We start from the raw sequence: 20,307 nt of genomic DNA on the forward strand, positions 1-20,307 counted from the left end.
CTTCCGGCCGCGCCCCGGGCGCGGCCGGTTCCGCATGTGCGTCAGTTCAGGCCGGCGTAGGAGTGCAGGCCCGAGACCACCATGTTGATGATGAACAGGTTGAACAGCATCGCGACGAAGCCGGCGACGTTGATCCACGCCGCGCGCGTGTTCCGCCACCCCGACGTCGCACGGGCGTGCAGGTAGGCGGCGTAGACCACCCAGGTGATGAACGAGACCGTCTCCTTGGGATCCCAGCCCCAGAAACGTCCCCAGGCCGCCTCGGCCCAGATCGCACCGAGGATGATGCCCGCACCGAACAGCGGGAAGCCGATGATCGTGGTGCGGTAGGCCAGCCGGTCGAGGGTCTGCGCGTCGGGCAGCCGCTGCGCGATCACCCCGAACACCCCGCCGCGCTCCTCACCCTTCGGGTAGCGCAGGCGCAGCAGGAACAGCAGGCTCGCGACACCGGAGACGAGGAAGATGCCGCTGCCGACACTGATGATCGTCACGTGGATGGGCAGCCAGAACGAGCGCAGGGCGGGCACCACCGGGGCGGCGTCGGCGTAGAGCACCGTCGCCGCGAGGAACATCAGGATCAGCACCGGGACCAGCAGGTACACCCACATGGTCCGGTAGGCCTTCTTACGCAGCACCACCAGCCCGAAGACCACCGCGGCGGTGCACGCCATCGACACGAACTCGTACATGTTGCCGAGCGGGAACCGCTCGGTGGCGAACCCGCGCAGCACGATCGAGGCGATCTGCAGGCCGGCGACGACGTAGACCAGTGCGCGGCCCATGTTGCCGAGGCGTTCGGAGAGGGTGCGCCTGGGCGCCTCCTCGATTCGGCCCGGCCCCTGCGGGGTGGTCGAACCGCCGCCCGCGGCGACGAGCTCACGCTCGGCGACCACGTCGGCGCGGTGGGTCGCGTATTCGGCGACCAACAGGATCAAGGCCAGCACGAGCACGGCGAACGCCGACTCGAAGGCCAGGTCGCTGTACTGCGCGAGGGTGTCGTTCTCTGTCATGCCTTCTTCTTCTCCTGTGCCGCCGGGGCCTGATTCGCAGGGGCTCCCGCCGAAGCCGTGGGGGCATCGTCACCGAGGAGCCGGTCGACCAGCCGGTCGAACTCGTCTCCCCACCCGGCCTGGTCCGTCCGCGCGAGACCACCGAGCTCTACTACAGTCCGTCGTTCACCGTCGACCACTGTACCGTCCGGGTACACCCGCGCCCAGACTCTGCGGCGCTTGACCAGCAGCGACACGAGCAGACCCGTCATCATGAGGATCGCGGCGACCAGCACCCACTGCTGGGCGGGATCGTGCGAGACCTGCAGGTTGACGAAGTCGGTCGCCTTGTCGAACCGCACCTCGGTGCCGTCGGCGAGTGTCACGCTCTCCCCCGGCCGCAGGTTGACGCGCTCCTGCTTCACGAGACGGCCCTGGTTGATCAGTTCCTTGTTGAGCGAGAACAGCGACTGCGGGCTGCCGGTGTCGAGACCGGAATCGCCCTTGTAGACGTCGATGGCGACGGCAGGGTCCATCATCGACGGGAAGATCGAGGTCAGCAGCGTGCCCTGGAACGCCGCGGTCGGCGCGAACAGGCCCTCGATCGCGATCTGGTTCTTCCGGCGCTCGTCGGCGTCGGGGAACATGCCGCCCGGCGGGTCGAAACGCATCGCGCCGCTGCTGAGGAAAGTCGTCGCGTCCTCGGGCGCCCACTGCACGGTCTCGGTGCGGGTCTCGCCGTTGGGCCAGGTCACGGTGAACGTCGGGGCGTAGCCGTGGCCCTGCAGGTAGACACGGTCGCTGCCGACGCGCAGCGGATGGTTGACCTTCAGCTGCGTCTCGCGCCAGGTGTCGGTAACCAGGTCGTCGTCGTACTGGTACTCGATGTCGGAGGTGAACATCTCGGCCTGGCCGTTGTCGAGGTAGTCGGCGACGAAGCTGTTCACCCGGATGCACATCGGGGTCAGGCCGGTGCCGTCGATCGTCGAACCGGCGCGGAACGAGTCGAAGGAGGCCGGGGAGGTCGTGCAGAACTCCTCACCGTCGGCGACGAGGATGCGCTGGCCCTCGTAGCCGAGCAGCTTGCCGGCGGCGACGGCGAGGAGCAGACCGACCAGCGAGATGTGGAAGAGCAGGTTGCCGGCCTCGCGCAGATAGCCCTTCTCGCCGGAGAGGGTCAGCTCGCCCTCGCGACCGCGCTCGCCACCGTCGCGGCGCACGACCTTCCATCCGCGCAGCTGCCCCTGGATCCGGTCGAGCACCGCTTGCGGGGCGCCGTCGACCGTGGTCCTCGCGTGGTGCGGCAGGCGCTGCAGGTTGCGGGGCGCGGCCACCGGGGGTGTGCGCAGGGCCCGCAGGTGTTCGACGCAGCGCGGCAGGATGCAGCCGACGAGCGAGACGAACAGCAGCACGTAGATCGCGGTGAACCAGAAGCTGCCGAACACGTCGAACAGTTCGAAGCGGTCCATGATCGGGCCGAGGGTGGGGCGGGCCGCGATGTACTCGTCGACCTTCTGCGTGTTGAGGTCGCGCTGCGGCAGCAACGCCCCCGGGATCGCGGCGAGCGCGAGGAGGAACAGCAGCACCAGCGCGGTGCGCATGGAGGTCAGTCCCCGCCAGGTGTTCCGGACGACGGCCACGGCCCGCCCGGCGACGCCCTGCCGCGGCGGGGGCGCCGGTTGCGGCGCAGGGGTAGGGGTGTCTGTCGCGGTCATACTGGCAGCACTACTTCCGAGATGAACGAGTCCCGCACCCAGGACACGAACAGGTCCCACGCGCCGGTGACGAGAGCGATACCGACGGCCATGAGCATCAGGCCGCCGAGGATTTGCACGGTGCGCGCGTGGGTGCGCAGCCAGCCCACCCCGCGCAGGGCCCGCGCCGAACCGAGCGCGAGCACGACGAACGGCAGGCCCAGACCGAGGCAGTAGGCGACGATCAGCGTCACGCCGCGCGCCGCGGTGGTGCCCTCGGTGCCCGCCGCCAGCGAGATCACTCCGGCGAGGGTGGGGCCGAGGCAGGGAGTCCAGCCGAGCGCGAAGACCGCGCCGAGCAGGGGTGCGCCCGCGAGATTGGAGATTCGCCGCGGTTCGGGTCGGGTGTCGCGCTGCAGCGCCGGGATGAGGCCGAGGAAGACCAGGCTCATGACGATGGTGACGACCCCGCCGATGCGCATGAGCAGGTCGCGGTTGACGGCCAGCGCCGAGATCGCACCGAACACCGAGGCCGTGGCCAGCACGAACACCACGGTGAAGCCGAGGACGAACAGCGCCGCGGCGCCGGCGACCCGCAGCCGCCCGTCGGTGCGCATCGTGGTGGTGCGCGCCCCGGCCTGTTCCGCGGTGACGGCGGGTGCCTCCGCTCCCACGACTCCGGCGAGGTAGGACAGATAGCCGGGGACGAGCGGCACCACGCACGGTGAGGCGAACGAGACGAGACCGGCGAGCAGGCACACGCCCATCGCGAGCAGCAACGGGCCCGAGACGGCCGCGTTCTGGAAGGTCTCCCCCACACCCGACGCAAGGATCACGGTTACTGCTCCGCATCCTCTTCGGCCGCGACCCGCTCCACGACGGGCCGGAGGTCCTCGGCGAGCAGTTCGGTCAGGAACACCGCGGCTACGCGGTGCTGCCGGTCGAGCACGACTGTGGTGGGCACCACCGAGGTCGGGTAGTTGCGGCCGAGGGCGAGCAGCGACCGCATCGCCGGGTCGTAGATCGACGGGTAGCCGATCTGCTGGTCGACGACGAAGTCCTGCGCCTTGTCGCGCTGGTTGTCGCGCACGTTGATGCCGAGGAACTGCACCCCGAGGTCCTTCGTGTCCTCGTGGACCTGCTCGAGGTCGTCGGCCTCGCTGCGGCAGGGGGCGCACCACTGGCCCCACACGTTGAGCACGACCACCTGGCCCTCGAAGTCGTCGAGGGAGATGGTCTCGCCCTCGTTCATGAGGTCCTCGCCGGACAGTTCGCCGAGGGTGCCGCGGTCGGCGGGCGGATCGTAGAAGATGCGGGTCTGGCCGCCCGGGGAGACGAAGTCGAAGGTGCCGCCGGTCGCGACGGCGTCGTCACCGGTGGCGCAGGAGGTGAGGACCACGACGCCGCACAGCGCGGCGACCACCGCGCGCAGCGACGTCGCGACCGATCGGGGGAACACTCGGATCATGCGCCGTGCACGTTCGGGTCGGAGGCGCCGGCCGGTTCGGAGTAGACCAGGTCGACGAGGGTGTCGCCCTCGTAGACGAGGGAGGTCAGCGACGCGAGGCTGCACTGGCGGCGGCGCGGGTCGTGCCACAGACGCTCGCCCTCGAGGAAGCGGCGCAGCGTCCACACGGGCAGCTGGTGGCTCACGCACACCGCCTCGCGGCCGGCGGCGGCCACGCGGGCGGCGTTGACGGCGGCGAGCATGCGGTGCGCGATCTGCAGGTAGGGCTCGCCCCAGGACGGGGTGAACGGGTCGCGCAGCTTCCACCAGTGCCGGGGCCGGCTCAGGGCGCCGTCGCCGACCGCGACCTTGAGGCCCTCGAAGTCGTTGGCGGCCTCGATGAGGTTCTCGTCGGTGTGGATCTCGAGACCGTGCTTCTCGGCGATCGGCGCGGCGGTCTGCTGGGCCCGCTCGAGGGGGGAGGCCACCACGTGGGCGATGTCGTGATCGGCGAGGGAGGCCGCGACCGCCCGGGCCTGGGCCTCACCGGTCACCGACAACCGGAAGCCCGGCAGCCGGCCGTAGAGGATGCCGGAGGGGTTGTGCACCTCTCCGTGGCGGAGCACGTGCACGATCGTGCGGGTCTCGGACGGGGCGGCTTCGGTCACGTGGATGTTCCTCGGAGGTGTCGATGAGGCGGGACGGCTACGGGCGGAGGTGCGGCAGGTCAGGGCGCGGTCGCCGCGGCGGCCGCGCGGGCGGCGTGCGGCAGGGCGTCGGCGATGCGGGAGAACGCGTCGTCGTCGAGCGCGGAGGAGACGAACCAGGTCTCGAAGGCGCTGGGTGGGGCGTACACGCCGTGCTCGAGCAGGGCGTGGAAGAAGTCGGGGAAACGCCAGGTCTGCGCGGCCTTGGCCTGCGTGTAGTCGGTCACCGGCTCGTCGGTGAAGAACACGCTGAACATGGTGCCGGCGTACTGGACGCGGTGCGGGACGCCCTCTGCGGTCAGGGCTTCGTCGATCAGGCGGCCGAGCGTCTGCGCGTTGCGGTCGAGCGCGGCGTACACCTCGGCGTCGGCGGCGCGCAGGCTCGCGAGCCCGGCGGCGACGGCGACGGGGTTACCCGAGAGGGTGCCGGCCTGGTAGACGGGTCCGGTCGGGGCGAGGTGCGCCATGACGTCGGCGCGCCCGCCGAAGGCGGCGGCGGGCAGACCACCGCTCATGACCTTGCCGAAGGTCATGAGGTCGCCGGCGACGCCGTCGATGCCGTACCAGCCGGTGGCGCTCGCGCGGAAGCCGGTCATGACCTCGTCCATGATCAGCAGGGCGCCGTGCTCACGGGTCAGCGCGCGCAGGCCCTCGTTGAAGCCGGGCAGCGGCGGAACGGTGCCCATGTTGCCGGCGGCGGCCTCGGTGATGACGGCGGCGATCTCGCCGGGGTTCGCCTCGAAGGCGGCCCGCACGGCGTCGAGGTCGTTGTAGGGAAGGACGAGGGTGTCGCCGGCCTGCGCGCCGGTCACGCCCGGGGAGGTGGGCAGCCCGAAGGTGGCCACGCCCGAGCCGGCGTCGGCGAGCAGCGCGTCGACGTGACCGTGATAACAGCCCGCGAACTTCACGATCTTGGATCGTCCGGTGAATCCGCGCGCCAGACGCACCGCGCTCATCGTCGCCTCGGTGCCGGAATTGACGAGCCGGACCTGCTCGACGGGCTCGATGCGCGCGACGATCTCCTCGGCGAGTTCGACCTCACCCTCGGTGGGGGCGCCGAACGACAGGCCGGAGGTCGCGGCGCTGCGGACGGCCTCGACGACGGCCGGATGCGCGTGCCCGAGGATCATCGGTCCCCACGAACACACCAGGTCGACGTAGGTGTTGCCGTCGACGTCGGTGAGTGTGCTGCCCGATCCGGACGCGAAGAACGGCGGGGTGCCGCCGACGGATCCGAACGCACGGACCGGGGAGTTGACGCCCCCCGGCGTCACCTTCGATGCCCGGTGGAAGAGTGCGGTGGAACGGGTGTCGCGGGTGGAGGATGCATCGGGGGTCGCAGTCACGGCTTCCAGTGTCCCAGTTTCGCGAGATTTGCCAAAAATGCGGGCGGTCAAACCTCATGTGTTTCTTCTCCCGGACCAGGCGAAAGGGACACCGATGGTGACCTCACGCACTTATCGTCGAAGACATGCCGACCACAGCTGAACACCTCCGCAGGGCACTCGACGGGGCGTGGCACGAGGCCCGCGAACGGGCCCGCGCCGACCTGGCGCACGAGAAGTTCGCGCCGCATCACACCCCGGAGCTCGACAAGGCCCGGGAGATCACGCTCGAGCAGATGCGCATCCTCGCCTCGCACGGCTACGCGGCCTCGGGGTTCTCCGTCGAGTCGGGTGGGACCGGGGACGCCGGTGCGGCCGTGGCGTCGATCGAGATGCTCGCGATGTCCGATCTGTCGCTGATGGTCAAGGCCGGCGTGCAGTGGGGGCTGTTCGGCGGGGCGATCGAGAACCTCGGCACCGAGCGGCACCACGAGAAGTACGTCAAGCCGCTCATCGACCTCGACCTGCTCGGCTGCTTCGCCATGACCGAGACCGGGCACGGCAGCGACGTGCAGGCGCTCGAGACGACGGCGACCTACGATCCGGGCACCCAGGAGTTCGTGATCCACTCCCCCACGCCCTCGGCCCGCAAGGACTACATCGGCGGGGCGGCGCAGCACGCCCGCTACGCCGCGGTGTTCGCGCAGCTGGTGACGCAGGGCGAGACCCACGGCGTGCACTGCTTCGTGGTGCCGATCCGCGACGAGGACGGCAACGACCTGCCCGGCGTGACGACCTCCGACTGCGGCTACAAGGGCGGCCTGCCGGGCGTGGACAACGGGCGCATCGTCTTCGACCGGGTGCGGATCCCCCGGGAGAACCTGCTCAACAAGTACGCGGACGTCGAGCCGGACGGCACCTACGTCTCCGACATCGACAATCCGAGCCGCCGGTTCTTCACGATGCTCGGCACCCTGGTCCGGGGCCGCATCACGGTCGGTGGGTCGGCGGGCGCCGCGGCGCGCGTGGCGCTGTCCATCGCGACACGCTACGCCGAGAAGCGCCGCCAGTTCGACGCGCCGGGCCGCGACGCCGAGGTGCCGATCATGGACTATCTCGTCCATCAGCGGCGCCTGCTGCCGCTGATCGCGCAGTCCTACGCGCTGGGTTTCGCCCAGAACGAGCTGATCACCACCATGCACCGGCTGCAGACGACGCCGCTGACCGAGCTCGACCCGCAGGAGCAGCGCGAGCTCGAGGGCCGCGCGGCGGGCCTGAAGGTGGCCAACACCTGGCACGCGTCGCGCGCGATCCAGGAATGCCGAGAGGCCTGCGGCGGCGCCGGTTACATGGCGGAGAACCGGCTCACGGCGCTGCGCGCGGACGTGGACGTGTTCACCACCTTCGAGGGCGACAACCACGTGCTCACGCAGCTGGTCGCAAAGGAGCTGCTCACCGCCTACGCCGACGAGGTGCAGGGCATGAGCCCGGTGGAGTGGATGCGTTTCGCCGCGACGACGATCTCGGACATCGTCAAGAAGCGCACCGCGGCGCAGCAGATCATCCAGACGATCGTCGACACCCGGCAGGACAACGAGGAGGACGGCAGCCTCTTCAACCGCGGCACGCAGGTGACGATGTTCGAGGACCGTGAGCAGTACCTGCTGTCCACCGCGGCGCGGCGTCTGCAGGCTGCGATGAAGCGGGAGGACAACCCCTTCGACGCGTTCAACTTCGTGCAGGACCACGTGCTGCACGCCGCTCGCGCCCACATCGACCGGGTGGTGCTCGAGGCGTTCGTCGCGGCGATCGAGGACTGCAAGGACGAGACCGCGCGCGACCTGCTGTCGGAGCTGTGCGACCTGTTCGCGCTGACGGTGGTCGAGGACGACAAGGCCTGGTTCATGGAGCACCGGCTGTTGTCGGTGGAGCGAGCGAAGGCGGTGACCCGCGGGATCAACGAGCGGTGCCGCTCGCTGCGGCCGCACGCCCTCACGCTCGTCGAGGGTCTCGGTGTGCCCGACTATCTGCTCGGTTCGGCGATGCTCGAGCGTGAGGGCGCGGTGGTGCCGCCTCAGGACGCGAGGGTGTAACCGGCTTCGTCGACGGCGGCGGCGACAGCGGCACGATCGAGGTCGCCGTTGCTGTCGACGACGAGCCGGCCGCTCTCGAGGTCGACGTCGACGGCGGTGACACCGGGGACGGCGCCGACCTCCTCCTTCACGGCGGCGACGCAGTGCCGGCAGGTCATGCCCTCGACGCGGTAGGTGCTCTGCATGGCTGATTCCTTTCGTGGACCACCCCCGAATATACCCCCCGGGGGTACCACAGCGGGGAGCCCGTTCCGATCAGCCGGCGACCAGTTCCTCGAGGCAGGCACGCAGACCCTCCGCGTCCTTCGCCCAGGCCCGCACCAGTCCCCCACCGCGCAGGCGCAATCCGATCGCGGTGCGGCGGCGCGGGACGTCCGCGAGTTCCCCGAGCGACCGCGCGACCTCCCAGCGCTGCGGCTCCCCGGACGGGTCGGGTGGGGGCAGCACCGCCTCGATCTCGGCGATCGGCAGCACCTCGGTGCCCTGCCGCAGGGTGGTGGCGGTCAGTTCGACGCTCACGTGCCGGCGCGCGGCGACCACCATCACGTAGGTGAAGGCAGCGAGGACCACGGCGAGGATCGGCAGCGCCACCCAGTGCACGACCGGGCCGGTGACCAGTTCGAGCACCAGCGCGACCGCGCACAGGATGGGCCCGAGCACCACCGCGCGCCGGCGGGCCCCGGGTTCGTGGAAGAGAGGCGTCGCGGCGCCGTCGACGGGGTGACCGGTCAAGCGGAGAGCGCCCCGGGGATCACCAGCAACAACGTCGTCAACAGTCCGAGGACGGCGATGAGAGCGATCAACACCAGTTCGCGACGACGACCATAGGGCCGCGGTTCCACCTGCATGACGTCCTTACGCTCGACGGGAAAGGGCCGTTGGGCCCCGACGGTGAGCCCACCGTACTCTTCCCCCGACGCGAATCAAACCCCCTTCGGAGAGAACTCCGCGACCGAAATCACTGTCCCGGCTTGTCTTCCGGGAGGTGCAGGAAGAAGCGGTTCGCCTCGCCCCGGTGCATGAGCACGATCGCACCGACGGTCGCGACGGCCTGGAGGATGCCCACCATGCCGAGCACCCAGCTCGCCCCGCCGTCGCCGACGCCCACCCCGAAGACCGTCGGGAGGGTGGTCAGCGACATGAACACCCCCAGCAGCGTGAGCAGCATCCGCGCCCAGTTCTTCGCCCGAAGCAGTTGCCGGACCACGAGATACAGCAGTCCGACCACCACCAGCCCGATCGCGCCGGTGATCACCAGGAGGACGGGGACGGCGGACTCGAGCTGCTCGGTGGTGATGCCCTCGAGCGCCTCCTGCTCGACCATGTCGGTCATCGTCGCCACCAGTTCGCCGCGCCGGTTCCACATGTCGACGAGGCTTGCAAGCAGGCTCACGATCGCGAGACCGAGTACCGCACACCACAGTTGGTAGGCCGTCGTGACGTCCGCCGGGACGGGTCGATCGGCGGCCGGACCGGGCCCGGACGGCGGGGCGGGAAAGCTCATGACAGCCTGCTCGCGACCTCGGCGGCCCAGTAGGTCAGGACGATGTCGGCGCCGGCCCGGCGGATGCTCGTGAGGGACTCGAGGATCGCGGCGTCGCGGTCGATCCAGCCCTTCTGCGCGGCGGCGGTGATCATCGAGTACTCACCGGAGATCTGGTAGGCGGCCACCGGCACCGGGGACCGGTCCGCGACCTCGCGCAGCACGTCGAGATAGGACATCGCCGGCTTGACCATCACCATGTCGGCGCCCTCGGCGAGGTCGAGGTCCACCTCGTGCAGCGACTCCCGGCGGTTCGCCGGATCCTGCTGGTAGGTGCGGCGATCGCCCTGGAGGGACGAGCCGACGGCGTCGCGGAAGGGACCGTAGAAGGCCGAGGCGTACTTCGCGGCATAGGCGAGCTGCCCGACCTCGGTGTGGCCTGCCTCGTCGAGCGCGGCACGGATGTGGCCGATCTGGCCGTCCATCATCCCGCTCGGGCCGAGCAGGTGGGCGCCGGCCTCGGCCTGCGCGACGGCCATCGCCGCGTAGCGCTCGAGCGTCGCGTCGTTGTCGACGGCCCCGGTGTCGGTGAGCACGCCGCAGTGCCCGTGATCGGTGAACTCGTCGAGGCAGGTGTCGGCCATGAGGACCGTGGAGTCGCCGAGTTCGCTGCGCAGCGACCGCAGAGCGCGGTTGAGCACACCCTCGGGGTCGCTCGCGGCGGAACCCTCGGCGTCCTTGTCCTCGGGGCGCGGCACACCGAAGAGCATCAGGCCCCCGACACCGGCGGCGACCGCCTCGGCCGCGGCCTTCTTCAGGGAGTCGGCGGTGTGCTGGTAGACGCCGGGCATCGACGCGATCTCACGCGGCTCGCTCAGGCCGTCGGCCACGAACATCGGCAGCACGAGATGCCGCGGCTCGAGGGAGGTCTCCGCCACCAGCCGCCGGATCGCGGGGGTGCTGCGGAGTCGGCGGGGACGGATCTCGGGGAACATCGGGGTGAGCACCTTCCATACGGGTCGTGCATACGGGTCGTGCGCGGCCCCGGTGGCAGTGACCACCGGAACCGCGCACGAGCGATCATCGGGACGCGGGAACCATCAACGGCGAGCGCGCGACTTCTTCCGCGGCGGGGGCAGGGCGCCCTCGGCCCGGAGCCGGGCGGCGTGCTCGGCGAGCGCATCGACCAGCGGACCGACCTGCGCGGTCTCCGGCTGCACGTCCACCCGCAGACCGAACTCGATCGCGGTCTCGGCCGTCTTCGGGCCGATGCACGCGACGATGGTGCGGGCGTGCGGCTTGCCGGCGATACCCACGAGATTGCGGACCGTCGACGACGAGGTGAAGCACACCGCGTCGAACCCACCGGTCTTGATCATCTCGCGGGTCGCGGCCGGCGGCGGAGCGGCACGGACGGTGCGGTAGGCGGTGACGTCGTCGATCTCCCAGCCGCGTTCGCGCAGCCCCTCGGCGAGGGTCTCGGTGGCGATGTCGGCGCGCGGCAGCAGCACGCGGTTGACCGGGTCGAAGACGTCGTCGTAGGGCGCGAACTCGGCGAGCAGGCCCTCGCTGGACTGCTCGCCCTTGGGGACGAGCTCGGGGATGATGCCGAACGAGCGCACCTTCGCGGCGGTGGCCTCACCGACGCAGGCGATCTTCACGCCGGAGAAGGCGCGGGCGTCCAGGCCGAAGGCCTCGAACTTCTCCCACACGGCGCGCACGGCGTTGGTGGAGGTGAACACCACCCACTGGTAGCGGCCGTCGACCAGGCCCTTGACCGCACGCTCCATCTGGGCGGGGCTGCGGGGCGGCTCGACGGCGATGGTCGGGACCTCCATCGGGATGGCGCCGTGCGTGACGAGCCGTTCGCTCATCTCGCCCGCCTGCTCCTTGGTGCGGGGCACGAGCACCGTCCAGCCGTAGAGGGCGCGGGACTCCCACCAGGACATCTTGTTGCGGTGCGAGACCACCTTGCCGACGGTGACGACGAGCGGTCCGACGAGTTCGGAGCCGGCGTCGTTGAGGGTCGCGAGGGTCGCCTCGACGGTGCGCTGCTGACGGGTGGTGCCGCGCACGGTGATCGCCGCGGGGGTCTGCGGCGCGAGGCCGTGTTCGACGAGGGCACTGGCGGTTTCGGCGAGGTGACCGGCGGTGGCGTGCAGCACGAGAGGTCCGGGGGCAGCGGCGAGTGCGGCCCAGTCGACCTCTCCGCGCACGTCGACCTCGGTGTGGCACGAGCCCAGCGCCATCCCGGCGTAGCTCGGCACCGCCGAGCCGGCGGGCAGCCCCGGGAGGACCTCGAAGACAACCTGGGTGCGGGCGACGGCGTTGACCTCGGCGATGACCGAGTCGGTGGTCAGCGGGTCGCCGGCCACCAGACGCACCACGTCGCGCCCCGTCTTCGCTTCCGCGACAAGAGTTTTCGCGACCTCGGCCGGTTCACCGAGAGCCGGCCGGACCTCGGCGACGGGTTCCCCGGTCTCCGGGTCGGTGCCGTGGTCGACACCGACGAGGGCGACGACGCCCTTGTCGACGTCGGGGTCGGTGAAGGCGATCGTGGCACCCGCCAGCACGTCGCGTGCGCGCACGGTGAGCAGCGCCGGATCTCCCGGACCCGATCCCACGAACAGGATCCGCCCGGGGTTGTGCTTACGGACTCGGCTCATCGGTCATTCTCCAGTGCGATCGAATCAGCGGTAGGGGCAAAGCGGGTGACGGGTGCAGCAGCGTCGGTCCTGGGGTCAGTCATCGGCCGGTTCCTGCTCGAGGACCACGCCGTGGGACACCATGAGTTCGCGCGCGCCGAGATCGAGCAACTCGCGGGCGACCCTGCGGCCGAGTTCCTCGGCCTGCTCGGGAGCACCCACCGCGCTCGCGCGCAGCACGTCCGACCCGTCGAGGGCGGCGGCACAGCCACGCACCGACAGCTCCTCGATCACGCGGCCGTCGTCGTCGAGCGACTCGACGACCTCCGCGATCGCGCCGACGGGGGCGGTGCAGCCCGCCTCCAGTTCGGCGAGCAGCGAGCGTTCCGCGACCACCGCCGCCCGGCTGGGCGCGTGGTCGAGTTCGGACAGCAGCTCGATCAGCTCGGTGTCGTCCGCGCGGCACTCGACGGCCAGGGCACCCTGCGAGGGCGCCGGCAGCATCTGCACCGGGTCGAGCGTCTCGGTGATCCGGTCGGTGCGACCGATGCGCGACAGTCCGGCGCGGGCGATGACGATCGCGTCGAGTTCCCCGGACTCGACCTTGCCGAGCCGGGTGTCGATGTTGCCGCGGAGCGGCTCGATCTGCAGACCCAGGCCGAGGGCGGCGAGCTGCGCGCGGCGGCGCGGCGCGGAGGTACCGACCTTCGAGCCGGGCGGCAGTTCGCCGAGCACCATGCCGTCGCGGGCGACGAGCGCGTCGCGCGGATCCTCACGTTCGGGCACGGCCGCGATCACCATGCGCGGGTCCTGGAAGGTGGGCAGGTCCTTGTAGGAGTGCACCGCGACGTCGACCTCACCGGCGAGCAGGGCCTCGCGCAGCTCGGCGGTGAACACGCCGACGCCGATCCGCTGGACAGGTCCGGGGGTGACGTCGCCCTTGGTGGTGATGACGACGAGCTCGGCGGGATGCCCGGCGGCGATGAGCGCGTCGCGCACGGTGCCGGCCTGAGTGGTGGCGAGCACACTGCCCCGGGTCCCGATCCGCAGGGGGCGGTCCTGCCGTGCGGTGTCGGTCCGAGTAGCCGATGCGGCCTCGGTGCTCATGCCTTGCCGTCCTTTCGTGAAGCCTGCAACTCCGTGGTCACGGCAGGGTCGAGGGCGGCGGACAGGTCCGCCGACAGGGTCGGGTCGGTCAGCGACTTCAGTTCCTTGGTGGGCGTCGCGACGGCCTCGACCGAACCCGGCCGCAGTTCGAACAGCTCCCGCAGCGCCTCGGCGTACTGGTCGCCGCCCGGGGTGGAGGCGAGCTGCTTGACCCGCACCGTAGGGGCGTGGAGGAGCTTGTCGACGACGCGCCGGACGGTCCGGGCGACCTCGTCGCGCTGGCCGTCCTCGAGATCGGGCAGCCGTGATTCGAGGCGCAGGAGTTCACCCTCCACGACCTCGGCGGCGCGCTGACGCAGCGCCGTGACGGTCGGGGTGATCTCCGCGAGCCGCTGCGCGGTGAGGTACTGGGCGAGTTCCTCGGCGACGATCTTGCGGGCGGCGTCGGCGTCGTTGGCGGCGGCTCCGGCGGAGGGATCGCGCTGCAGCGACTCCATGTCGAACACCCGCACGCCGGGCAGTCCGGCGACGGTGGTGTCGACGTCGCGGGGCAGGCCGAGATCGCAGATGGCGAGTGGACGGTCGCCGCGGCCGGGCTGGGCGAGCGCCAGGTGGGCGTCGGCGAGGGTGACGACGGTGCCCACCGCACCGGTGCAGGTGACGGCGACGTCGGCGCGGGCGAGAGCGCTCGCGAGGTCGTCGAAGGCGACGACATCGGCGTCCACCCCGTTGCCGCGGGCGGTCTCGGCGAGACGCTCGGCGCGTTCGCGGGTGCGGTTGGCGACGACGATCGACTCCACACCGGCGCGGGTCAGGTGCGCGACGGCCAGGCCGCCCATCGCACCGGCACCGATGACCGCGGCGGTGCGGCCGCGCAGACCGTCCTCACCGAGGAAGGCGGCGGCCTTGTCGAGGGCGACGGACACGACCGAGGCGCCGGCGGCGTCGATGCCGGTCTCGGAGTGCACCCGCTTGCCCACCCGCAGCGCCTGCTGCGCGAGTTCGTGCAGGGTGCGGCCGGCGGCCTGCTGGGCATCGGCGGCGGCGTAGGCGGTGCGGATCTGGCCGAGGATCTGCTGCTCGCCGACCACCATGGAGTCGAGACCGCTCGCGACGGAGAACAGGTGCTCGACGGCGGCTTCGCTGTACCGCACGTAGGCATGCTTGTGCAGGTCGGTGACGGGCAGACCGGAGTGCTCGGCGAGCAGTTCGCTCACCGTGGCGAGGGCTCCGTGGAAGGCGTCGACGACGGCGTAGATCTCCACCCGGTTGCAGGTGGAGACGATCATGGCCTCGGAGATCCGGTCCGATGCCAGCATCTTGTCGGTGAGCTTGGGGCGGTCGGTGTCGGCGACGGCCACCTTCTCGAGCACCGGGACCGGTGCGCTCCTATGCGAAATCCCGACGAGGAGAACACTCACGGCGCGATCACCGATCCGTTTCTGGTCGCGGCCGAGCCCATCGGACCCGCCTTTCCTGTTGTGGTACGCCGGGCAGAACTGCGCGTGGAGACCCGCGGGAGGCCGGCAGGGCGTACGTCGCCGGCAGCGGGACGGACATCATCGGAGGCCGCGGCGCGGACCAGCTCGTCGTTGCGGGCGCTGTTGAACGACAGGACCTGCATCTCGACGGACAGATCGACGCGGCGGATCTCGACGTGCTCGGGCACCTCGAGTTCGACCGGCGCGAAGGAGAGGATGCTGCGCACCCCGGAGCGCACCAGCCGGTCGCACACCTGCTGGGCGGCTTCCTCGGGGGTGGCGACGACACCGATGGTCGCGCCGAGTTCGCGGGCGTCGACCTCGAGATCGTCGACGTGGCGCACCACCAGGTCGCCGACGCGGGTGCCCACGACCTCGGGGCGGGAGTCGAACAGACCGGCCATGGTGAAGCCGCGCCGGTCGAAGCCGGGATAACGGGCGAGGGCACGGCCGAGATTGCCGACGCCGACCAGCACGACGCGGTGGCCGCGGTCGAGGCCGAGGGCGGCTTCGATGCGGGACTGCAGCCGCACCACGTCGTAGCCGACGCCACGCACACCGTTGGGTCCGAGGAAGGACAGATCCTTGCGGAGCTTGGCCGATCCGACCCCGGCTGCAGCAGCGAGTTCCTCGCTCGAGACGATGAGGGTTCCGGATTCCGCGAACGCTCCGAGGACCCGGAGATAGGTGGCGAGACGCGTCACAGTAGCCTGTGGGATATCGCGCACCGGCACGGCGGGAGTGGCACCCCCGCCGGACCCGGCGGTGCCGCGGGCATCATCGCCCTGCGGTGGGTGCAACTGCGTCACGGTACGTGGCTCCTCGTCCGGCCGGTGGATACACGCCTGGCCTCACGGTGATCCGGAAATCGTTCACACCACGGTAACCGCTTGTGAAGCCATGCACAAAGTTGCTCGAAGGCCCCCGAATGTGCTTTCCACCTGCTGTACCACCGGACGGCGGGGGGCTCAGCGGGCGAGATCGGCGCGCAGCCGGGGCTCGTCCACCTCCCAGTAGCTGTGCTCGCGTCCGTCGAGCAGGACGACGGGCAGACGGTCGCCGTATTCGGCCCTCAGTTCGGGATCGGTTGCGGCAGCGACATCCACGTCGATGCAGGTGACCTCCACCCCGAACTCGGCGCCGATCGCCTCGAGCCGCTCGCGGGCCGGGGCGCACGCACCGCAGCCGGCGCGCACGAGAAGGGTGAGGCTGTGGCGGTTCGCGGAGTCGTCCGCGGCGGGGGAACGATGCTCGGTCATGCCTCCACTGTGCGATACGACCAGTCGAGATGAACGTCACACCCTGCCACAGCGGTGGCGGCCTCGCTGAACCGGGGGTGGGTGCGGGCTAGGCTTGGCCCGGGTCGCCGTGCGCCCCACGGCCCGGCCGCCTCCGGATCGGAGCGCGGAGGGGCCGCGGAATCCGCGGACACGACCTGCCCGTCACGACACCGGAGGTGCGAGTGCCAGGACGTTCGTTTCCCTACGGATGGGGCATGGGTGAGACATGGGCGCGCATCATCCGGCCCGGACGTCGACTGCTGTCCCGCAAGTTCGGGCCGAGCGAGGAAGAGGTCCGCGCCAACCTCGCGGGTGAGGCGAGCGCCGACGCCGCCCTGGCCCTGCAGGAATCCCGCAGCCAGGAGGCCGGCCCCGAACCCGAGCCCTCCCCCGAGACCGAGCCGGTCCCCCGCGACCTGACCGCGGCGGCGTTCTTCGACGTCGACAACACGATGGTGCAGGGCGCGTCGATCATCCACTTCGCCCGCGGTCTCGTCGCCCGCGACTACTTCGACAAGTCCGACCTGTTCGAGTTCGCCTGGCAGCAGATCAAGTTCCGGCTGACCGGCAAGGAGAACATGAACGACGTGGCCTCCGGCCGCGACAAGGCGTTGTCGTTCGTGCAGGGCCGCTCCACCGAGGAACTGCGCCGGCTCGGCGAGGAGATCTACGACGAGATCATCGCCGACAAGATCTGGCCGGGCACCCGTGCCCTCGCCCAGATGCACCTCGACGCCGGCCAGCAGGTGTGGCTCGTCACCGCCACCCCGGTCGAACTGGCCGACGTCATCGCCCGGCGGCTCGGCCTGACGGGCGCGCTCGGCACCGTGGCGGAGTCGAAGAACGGGGTGTTCACCGGCCGGCTGGTCGGCGACATCCTGCACGGTCTGGGCAAGGCGCACGCCATCCGGGCGCTCGCGATCCGCGAGGGCCTGAACCTCAAGCGGTGCACCGCCTACTCCGACAGCCACAACGACCTGCCGATGCTGTCGGTGGTGGGCACCGCCGTGGCGATCAATCCCGATCCCGACCTGCGGCAGGTCGCGCGGACCCGCGGCTGGGAGATCCGCGACTTCCGCACGGCCCGCAAGGCCGCGAAGGTCGGGGTGCCGACGGCCATCGGTCTCGGCGCCGCCGGTGGTGCGGTGGCGGTCCTGGTGGGGCGCCGCAAGGACCGCGCGGCCTGACGGCGGGTCCTCCTCGGCGAAGCTAGCCGAGGAAGACGTTGCGGCGGCGCGTGAGCAGTTTGTAGAGGGTCTGCTGGATCGTCTCGCGCACGTGGTCGGTGACCTCGAACAGCACCATCGGATCCTCCGCCGCCGCCTCGTCGTAGACGTCGGTGGGGATCGGGGTGCCGAACTCGATGTACCACTTCGACGGCAGCGGCACGAGACCGAGCGGGCCGAACGCGGGGAACAGCGGCGTCACCGGGAAATAGGGCAACCCCAGCAGACGCGCCAGCGAGGTGAGGTCGGCGATGTTCGGGTAGATCTCCTCGGACCCGACGATCGAGCACGGCACGATCGGCGCGCCCGTCCGCAGCGCCGCCGACACGAAGCCGCCACGCCCGAACCGCTGCAGCTTGTAACGCTCCCGGAAGGGTTTGCCCAGGCCCTTGTAGCCCTCGGGGAACACCGCGACCACCTGGTCCTGGGTGAGCAGGCCCTCGGCGTCGGGATGGCACGCGAGGGTGTGACCGGCCTTGCGGGCGACGGTGCCGACCACCGGCAGACCGAACGCGAGGTCGGCGGCGAGCATGCGCAGCGGCCGGTCCGCGTAGTCGTGCACGGCCACGGAGGTCATCAGCGCGTCGACGGGCAACGTCCCGGCGTGGTTGGCGACGACGAGCGCCCGCCCCTCGACCGGGATGTTCTCGACGCCGCGAACCTCGACGCGGAACCACTTGTCGAACAGCGGCCGCAGGATCGGCATCACGACGTGTTCGTTGAAGTGGGGATCGAAGCCGAAGTCGTCGACCTCGTAGTCGCCGGTCAGGCGGCGCCGCACGAACTCGGCGGTGCCGGTGACCTGCTCGATCAGGGTGCTGCGGAGGTCCTCGACGAACCGCTCGGTGCGGCTGAGCTGCTCCGGGGTGGGTGGGGGTCCCATGGACGGGTGCGGCATCCGCCCTGGTGCCCCGCGGCCCGGCCGGCGGCTGCCGCCGTGCAACGGGATGACCTTGGCGACCTCCGTCATCGCGCCTCCCTCGTGTCTCCGAGTACGGAGAGCGCCAACGACTCGGCCTTGTCCACCCATTCGGTCCTGACGATGCGTGTGAGGGCGAGTCCGCGCGCGAAGTCGTCGAGCGCTTCTCTCGTGGTCCAGCGTGGTTCGAATCCGAACTCCCTGCGCATCCGCGTGGTGTCGAGTCCGCATCCGAAATGGAAGTAGTCGAGCTCCTCCTTGGTGAAGGAACTCATCAGCGAGCCCATCAGTGTGTGTCCCAGGGTGCGGAACATCATGTAGGGCATGGGGACGGTGATCCCGCCCGCCCGGCGGACGGCCTGGGTCATCGTGACGATGCCGTCACCGGCGATGTTGTAGGTGCCGGGCGGACCGGCGATCACGGCGTGCTCGAGGGCGCCGAGGGCGTCCTCCTCGTGGAGCAGCTGCAGACGCGCGTCGCGGCCCAGCACGTTGGGGACGAGCGGCGAGGTGAGATAGCTCGACACCGAGCCGGGCAGCCGGTTGCCGACGGTGGGCGCCAGCCGCAGGATCGTCGTCGCGATGTCGCTGCGGCGGCGGGCGACGCCGCGCAGATAGCCCTCGACCTCGATCATGTCGCGGGCGAACGCGCCGGTGGGCCGGCGCCGCGCGCTCATCTCCTCGGTGAACTTCGCCGGGTCCTTCGCGCTCGAGCCGTAGACCACCGAGGAGGACCGCAGCACGATGCGGCGCACGGTGGACGCCTTCTGGCACACCGCGAACAGCTGCATCGCGCCGAGGACGTTCATGTCCTTCATGGCGGTGCGGCTGCCGGACTTCGGGGCCTTCGTGAGCGTGGAGGCGTGGACGACCGTGTCGACACCCATGTTGCGGATGATCTTGCCGATCAGCGGGTTGCGGATGTCGGCGAGGACGAACTCGGCGCGGCCCATCCGGCGCAGCATGTCCTTGCTCGGGGACTGGGTGTCGACCCCGATGACACGCTCGATGTCGGGATTCTGGGCGAGCCGGGTGACGAGGAAACCGCCGAGAAACCTGCTCGCGCCGGTGACCAGCACGACCCGCGGCCGGTCGGCCTCGTTTCCCTGCGAACCCACTGACACCCCCTGTAGCAGTACGCGCTCCCGGTCACATTCGACCCGCACAGTATGCCGTCCCACAATACGGCCACTTCCTCGGTCGTGCACGACTCGTACGGAACCGTGTGCACGGCCTCCTCGAACGAACGATGCCCGCCACCGGGACGGTGACGGGCATCGATCTAGTACTCGAGGCTCACTTGCCGAGTTTACGACGCTGCACGCGGGTGCGGCGGAGCAGCTTGCGGTGCTTCTTCTTCGACATGCGCTTGCGGCGCTTCTTGATCACAGATCCCATGTGGGCATCCCTCACGTTCCTAATAGCGTTCCTGCGCACGCCGGTGACGTACGCCTGATGGATGTCGACGCTGGGCCTCGTGGCGACGAGTAACAGCGCCTCACGACACCGGCTGGCCGGTACGACGACAAGCAATCGTACCGGGGCGGCTCACCGAGATGAAACCGAGGTCCGCTCCGTGATGCGCCTGCCTGCGTGCTGCGGTGATCCGACGCTCCGCGAACGGAGGGCCGGACGTCCGCCTACGGTCCCTACCCGACGTCGAAGTACGAGGTCTCCAGGTAGTCGTGGACGGCCTTCGCGTGCACGCGGAACGACCGTCCCACGCGCACCGCCGGCAGTTCACCGCTGTGCACCAGCCTGTACACGGTCATCTTCGATACCCGCATGAGTGCCGCCACTTCGGCGACCGTCAGGAACTGGGTACCGGCGAGAACCGACTGTCCGTCTTGGGGTTGCCCCTTGGACGGCGTGTTTTCTGAAACCATTACACACCTCCGGCACGCCCGCGCC

At 70.4% G+C, this 20,307-nt stretch carries 21 protein-coding genes; 2 read left to right on the plus strand and 19 right to left on the minus strand.

Going from position 1 to position 20,307, the window contains the following annotated elements:
* Positions 1 to 41: 41 nt before the first annotated feature.
* From ccsB to hemL, 6 genes are read right to left on the minus strand one after another with little or no spacing between them, the layout of a single operon-like run.
* Positions 42 to 1,010 (minus strand): c-type cytochrome biogenesis protein CcsB, encoded by a 969-nt coding sequence (gene ccsB, locus OED52_RS15900; protein ID WP_264151811.1) that lies wholly within the window; start codon positions 1,008 to 1,010, stop codon positions 42 to 44.
* On the minus strand, positions 1,007 to 2,704 hold the full coding sequence (resB, locus tag OED52_RS15905) for a cytochrome c biogenesis protein ResB (protein WP_264151812.1): 1,698 nt from the start codon (positions 2,702 to 2,704) through the stop codon (positions 1,007 to 1,009). Before resB ends, ccsB begins: the two co-directional genes overlap by 4 nt.
* Positions 2,701 to 3,519: a cytochrome c biogenesis CcdA family protein gene (locus OED52_RS15910; protein ID WP_264151813.1), complete on the minus strand. Its 819-nt coding sequence runs from the start codon at positions 3,517 to 3,519 to the stop codon at positions 2,701 to 2,703. Before OED52_RS15910 ends, resB begins: the two co-directional genes overlap by 4 nt.
* Positions 3,520 to 3,521: 2 nt before the next feature.
* Positions 3,522 to 4,151 carry a TlpA family protein disulfide reductase gene (locus tag OED52_RS15915; RefSeq protein ID WP_264151814.1) on the minus strand — a complete coding sequence of 210 codons (630 nt, stop codon included), beginning with the start codon at positions 4,149 to 4,151 and terminating at the stop codon, positions 3,522 to 3,524.
* Positions 4,148 to 4,798 (minus strand): histidine phosphatase family protein, encoded by a 651-nt coding sequence (locus OED52_RS15920; protein ID WP_264151815.1) that lies wholly within the window; start codon positions 4,796 to 4,798, stop codon positions 4,148 to 4,150. Before OED52_RS15920 ends, OED52_RS15915 begins: the two co-directional genes overlap by 4 nt.
* A gap of 59 nt (positions 4,799 to 4,857) precedes the next feature.
* Positions 4,858 to 6,183 carry a glutamate-1-semialdehyde 2,1-aminomutase gene (hemL, locus tag OED52_RS15925; protein ID WP_264151816.1) on the minus strand — a complete coding sequence of 442 codons (1,326 nt, stop codon included), beginning with the start codon at positions 6,181 to 6,183 and terminating at the stop codon, positions 4,858 to 4,860.
* 125 nt (positions 6,184 to 6,308) lie between these two features.
* On the opposite strand from hemL, the gene OED52_RS15930 reads away from it, so the two are divergent.
* Positions 6,309 to 8,255, plus strand: a complete 1,947-nt coding sequence (locus OED52_RS15930; protein ID WP_264151817.1) for an acyl-CoA dehydrogenase family protein — start codon at positions 6,309 to 6,311, stop codon at positions 8,253 to 8,255.
* Here the strand turns inward: OED52_RS15930 and OED52_RS15935 are convergent.
* The 9 genes from OED52_RS15935 to OED52_RS15975 all read right to left on the minus strand — a co-directional run bounded on the left by OED52_RS15935 (position 8,237) and on the right by OED52_RS15975 (position 16,230).
* The gene (locus tag OED52_RS15935; RefSeq protein WP_264151818.1) at positions 8,237 to 8,440 is read right to left on the minus strand and encodes a heavy-metal-associated domain-containing protein; all 204 of its coding nucleotides are present in this window, start codon (positions 8,438 to 8,440) and stop codon (positions 8,237 to 8,239) included. The two genes, OED52_RS15930 and OED52_RS15935, sit on opposite strands and share 19 nt — an antisense overlap.
* A 70-nt stretch (positions 8,441 to 8,510) precedes the next feature.
* A complete protein-coding gene (locus OED52_RS15940) occupies positions 8,511 to 8,987 on the minus strand; it encodes a hypothetical protein (RefSeq protein WP_264151819.1) in 477 nt (158 codons plus the stop codon).
* Between the two features lie 226 nt (positions 8,988 to 9,213).
* A complete protein-coding gene (locus tag OED52_RS15945) occupies positions 9,214 to 9,759 on the minus strand; it encodes a hypothetical protein (RefSeq protein ID WP_264151820.1) in 546 nt (181 codons plus the stop codon).
* The gene (gene hemB / locus OED52_RS15950) at positions 9,756 to 10,733 is read right to left on the minus strand and encodes a porphobilinogen synthase (RefSeq protein WP_264154731.1); all 978 of its coding nucleotides are present in this window, start codon (positions 10,731 to 10,733) and stop codon (positions 9,756 to 9,758) included. Before hemB ends, OED52_RS15945 begins: the two co-directional genes overlap by 4 nt.
* A 105-nt stretch (positions 10,734 to 10,838) precedes the next feature.
* Positions 10,839 to 12,404, minus strand: a complete 1,566-nt coding sequence (locus OED52_RS15955; protein WP_264151821.1) for a bifunctional uroporphyrinogen-III C-methyltransferase/uroporphyrinogen-III synthase — start codon at positions 12,402 to 12,404, stop codon at positions 10,839 to 10,841.
* Between the two features lie 75 nt (positions 12,405 to 12,479).
* Positions 12,480 to 13,490, minus strand: coding sequence for a hydroxymethylbilane synthase (gene hemC / locus OED52_RS15960; RefSeq protein WP_264151822.1), 1,011 nt, complete (start codon positions 13,488 to 13,490; stop codon positions 12,480 to 12,482).
* Positions 13,487 to 14,911, minus strand: coding sequence for a glutamyl-tRNA reductase (locus tag OED52_RS15965; protein WP_264151823.1), 1,425 nt, complete (start codon positions 14,909 to 14,911; stop codon positions 13,487 to 13,489). The genes hemC and OED52_RS15965 overlap by 4 nt, the downstream gene beginning before the upstream one ends.
* Positions 14,908 to 15,780: a redox-sensing transcriptional repressor Rex gene (locus OED52_RS15970; protein ID WP_264151824.1), complete on the minus strand. Its 873-nt coding sequence runs from the start codon at positions 15,778 to 15,780 to the stop codon at positions 14,908 to 14,910. Before OED52_RS15970 ends, OED52_RS15965 begins: the two co-directional genes overlap by 4 nt.
* Before the next feature lie 159 nt (positions 15,781 to 15,939).
* The gene (locus tag OED52_RS15975; RefSeq protein ID WP_264151825.1) at positions 15,940 to 16,230 is read right to left on the minus strand and encodes a glutaredoxin family protein; all 291 of its coding nucleotides are present in this window, start codon (positions 16,228 to 16,230) and stop codon (positions 15,940 to 15,942) included.
* 236 nt (positions 16,231 to 16,466) lie between these two features.
* On the opposite strand from OED52_RS15975, the gene OED52_RS15980 reads away from it, so the two are divergent.
* Positions 16,467 to 17,438, plus strand: coding sequence for an HAD family hydrolase (locus OED52_RS15980; RefSeq protein WP_264151826.1), 972 nt, complete (start codon positions 16,467 to 16,469; stop codon positions 17,436 to 17,438).
* A gap of 22 nt (positions 17,439 to 17,460) precedes the next feature.
* Here the strand turns inward: OED52_RS15980 and OED52_RS15985 are convergent, their stop codons facing one another.
* The 4 genes from OED52_RS15985 to OED52_RS16000 form a co-directional block, all read right to left on the minus strand.
* On the minus strand, positions 17,461 to 18,447 hold the full coding sequence (locus OED52_RS15985; protein ID WP_264151827.1) for a lysophospholipid acyltransferase family protein: 987 nt from the start codon (positions 18,445 to 18,447) through the stop codon (positions 17,461 to 17,463).
* Positions 18,444 to 19,520 (minus strand): NAD-dependent epimerase/dehydratase family protein, encoded by a 1,077-nt coding sequence (locus OED52_RS15990; protein ID WP_413247675.1) that lies wholly within the window; start codon positions 19,518 to 19,520, stop codon positions 18,444 to 18,446. Before OED52_RS15990 ends, OED52_RS15985 begins: the two co-directional genes overlap by 4 nt.
* Positions 19,521 to 19,692: 172 nt before the next feature.
* A complete protein-coding gene (locus tag OED52_RS15995) occupies positions 19,693 to 19,794 on the minus strand; it encodes a 30S ribosomal protein bS22 (protein WP_003402602.1) in 102 nt (33 codons plus the stop codon).
* A 251-nt stretch (positions 19,795 to 20,045) separates the two neighbouring features.
* A complete protein-coding gene (locus OED52_RS16000) occupies positions 20,046 to 20,282 on the minus strand; it encodes a helix-turn-helix domain-containing protein (protein WP_264151829.1) in 237 nt (78 codons plus the stop codon).
* Between the last annotated feature and the right edge of the window lie 25 nt (positions 20,283 to 20,307).

Origin of the sequence: Rhodococcus sp. Z13, from assembly GCF_025837095.1 — a bacterium.
In the GTDB taxonomy this organism is placed as follows: Bacteria; Actinomycetota; Actinomycetes; order Mycobacteriales; family Mycobacteriaceae; genus Rhodococcus; species Rhodococcus sacchari.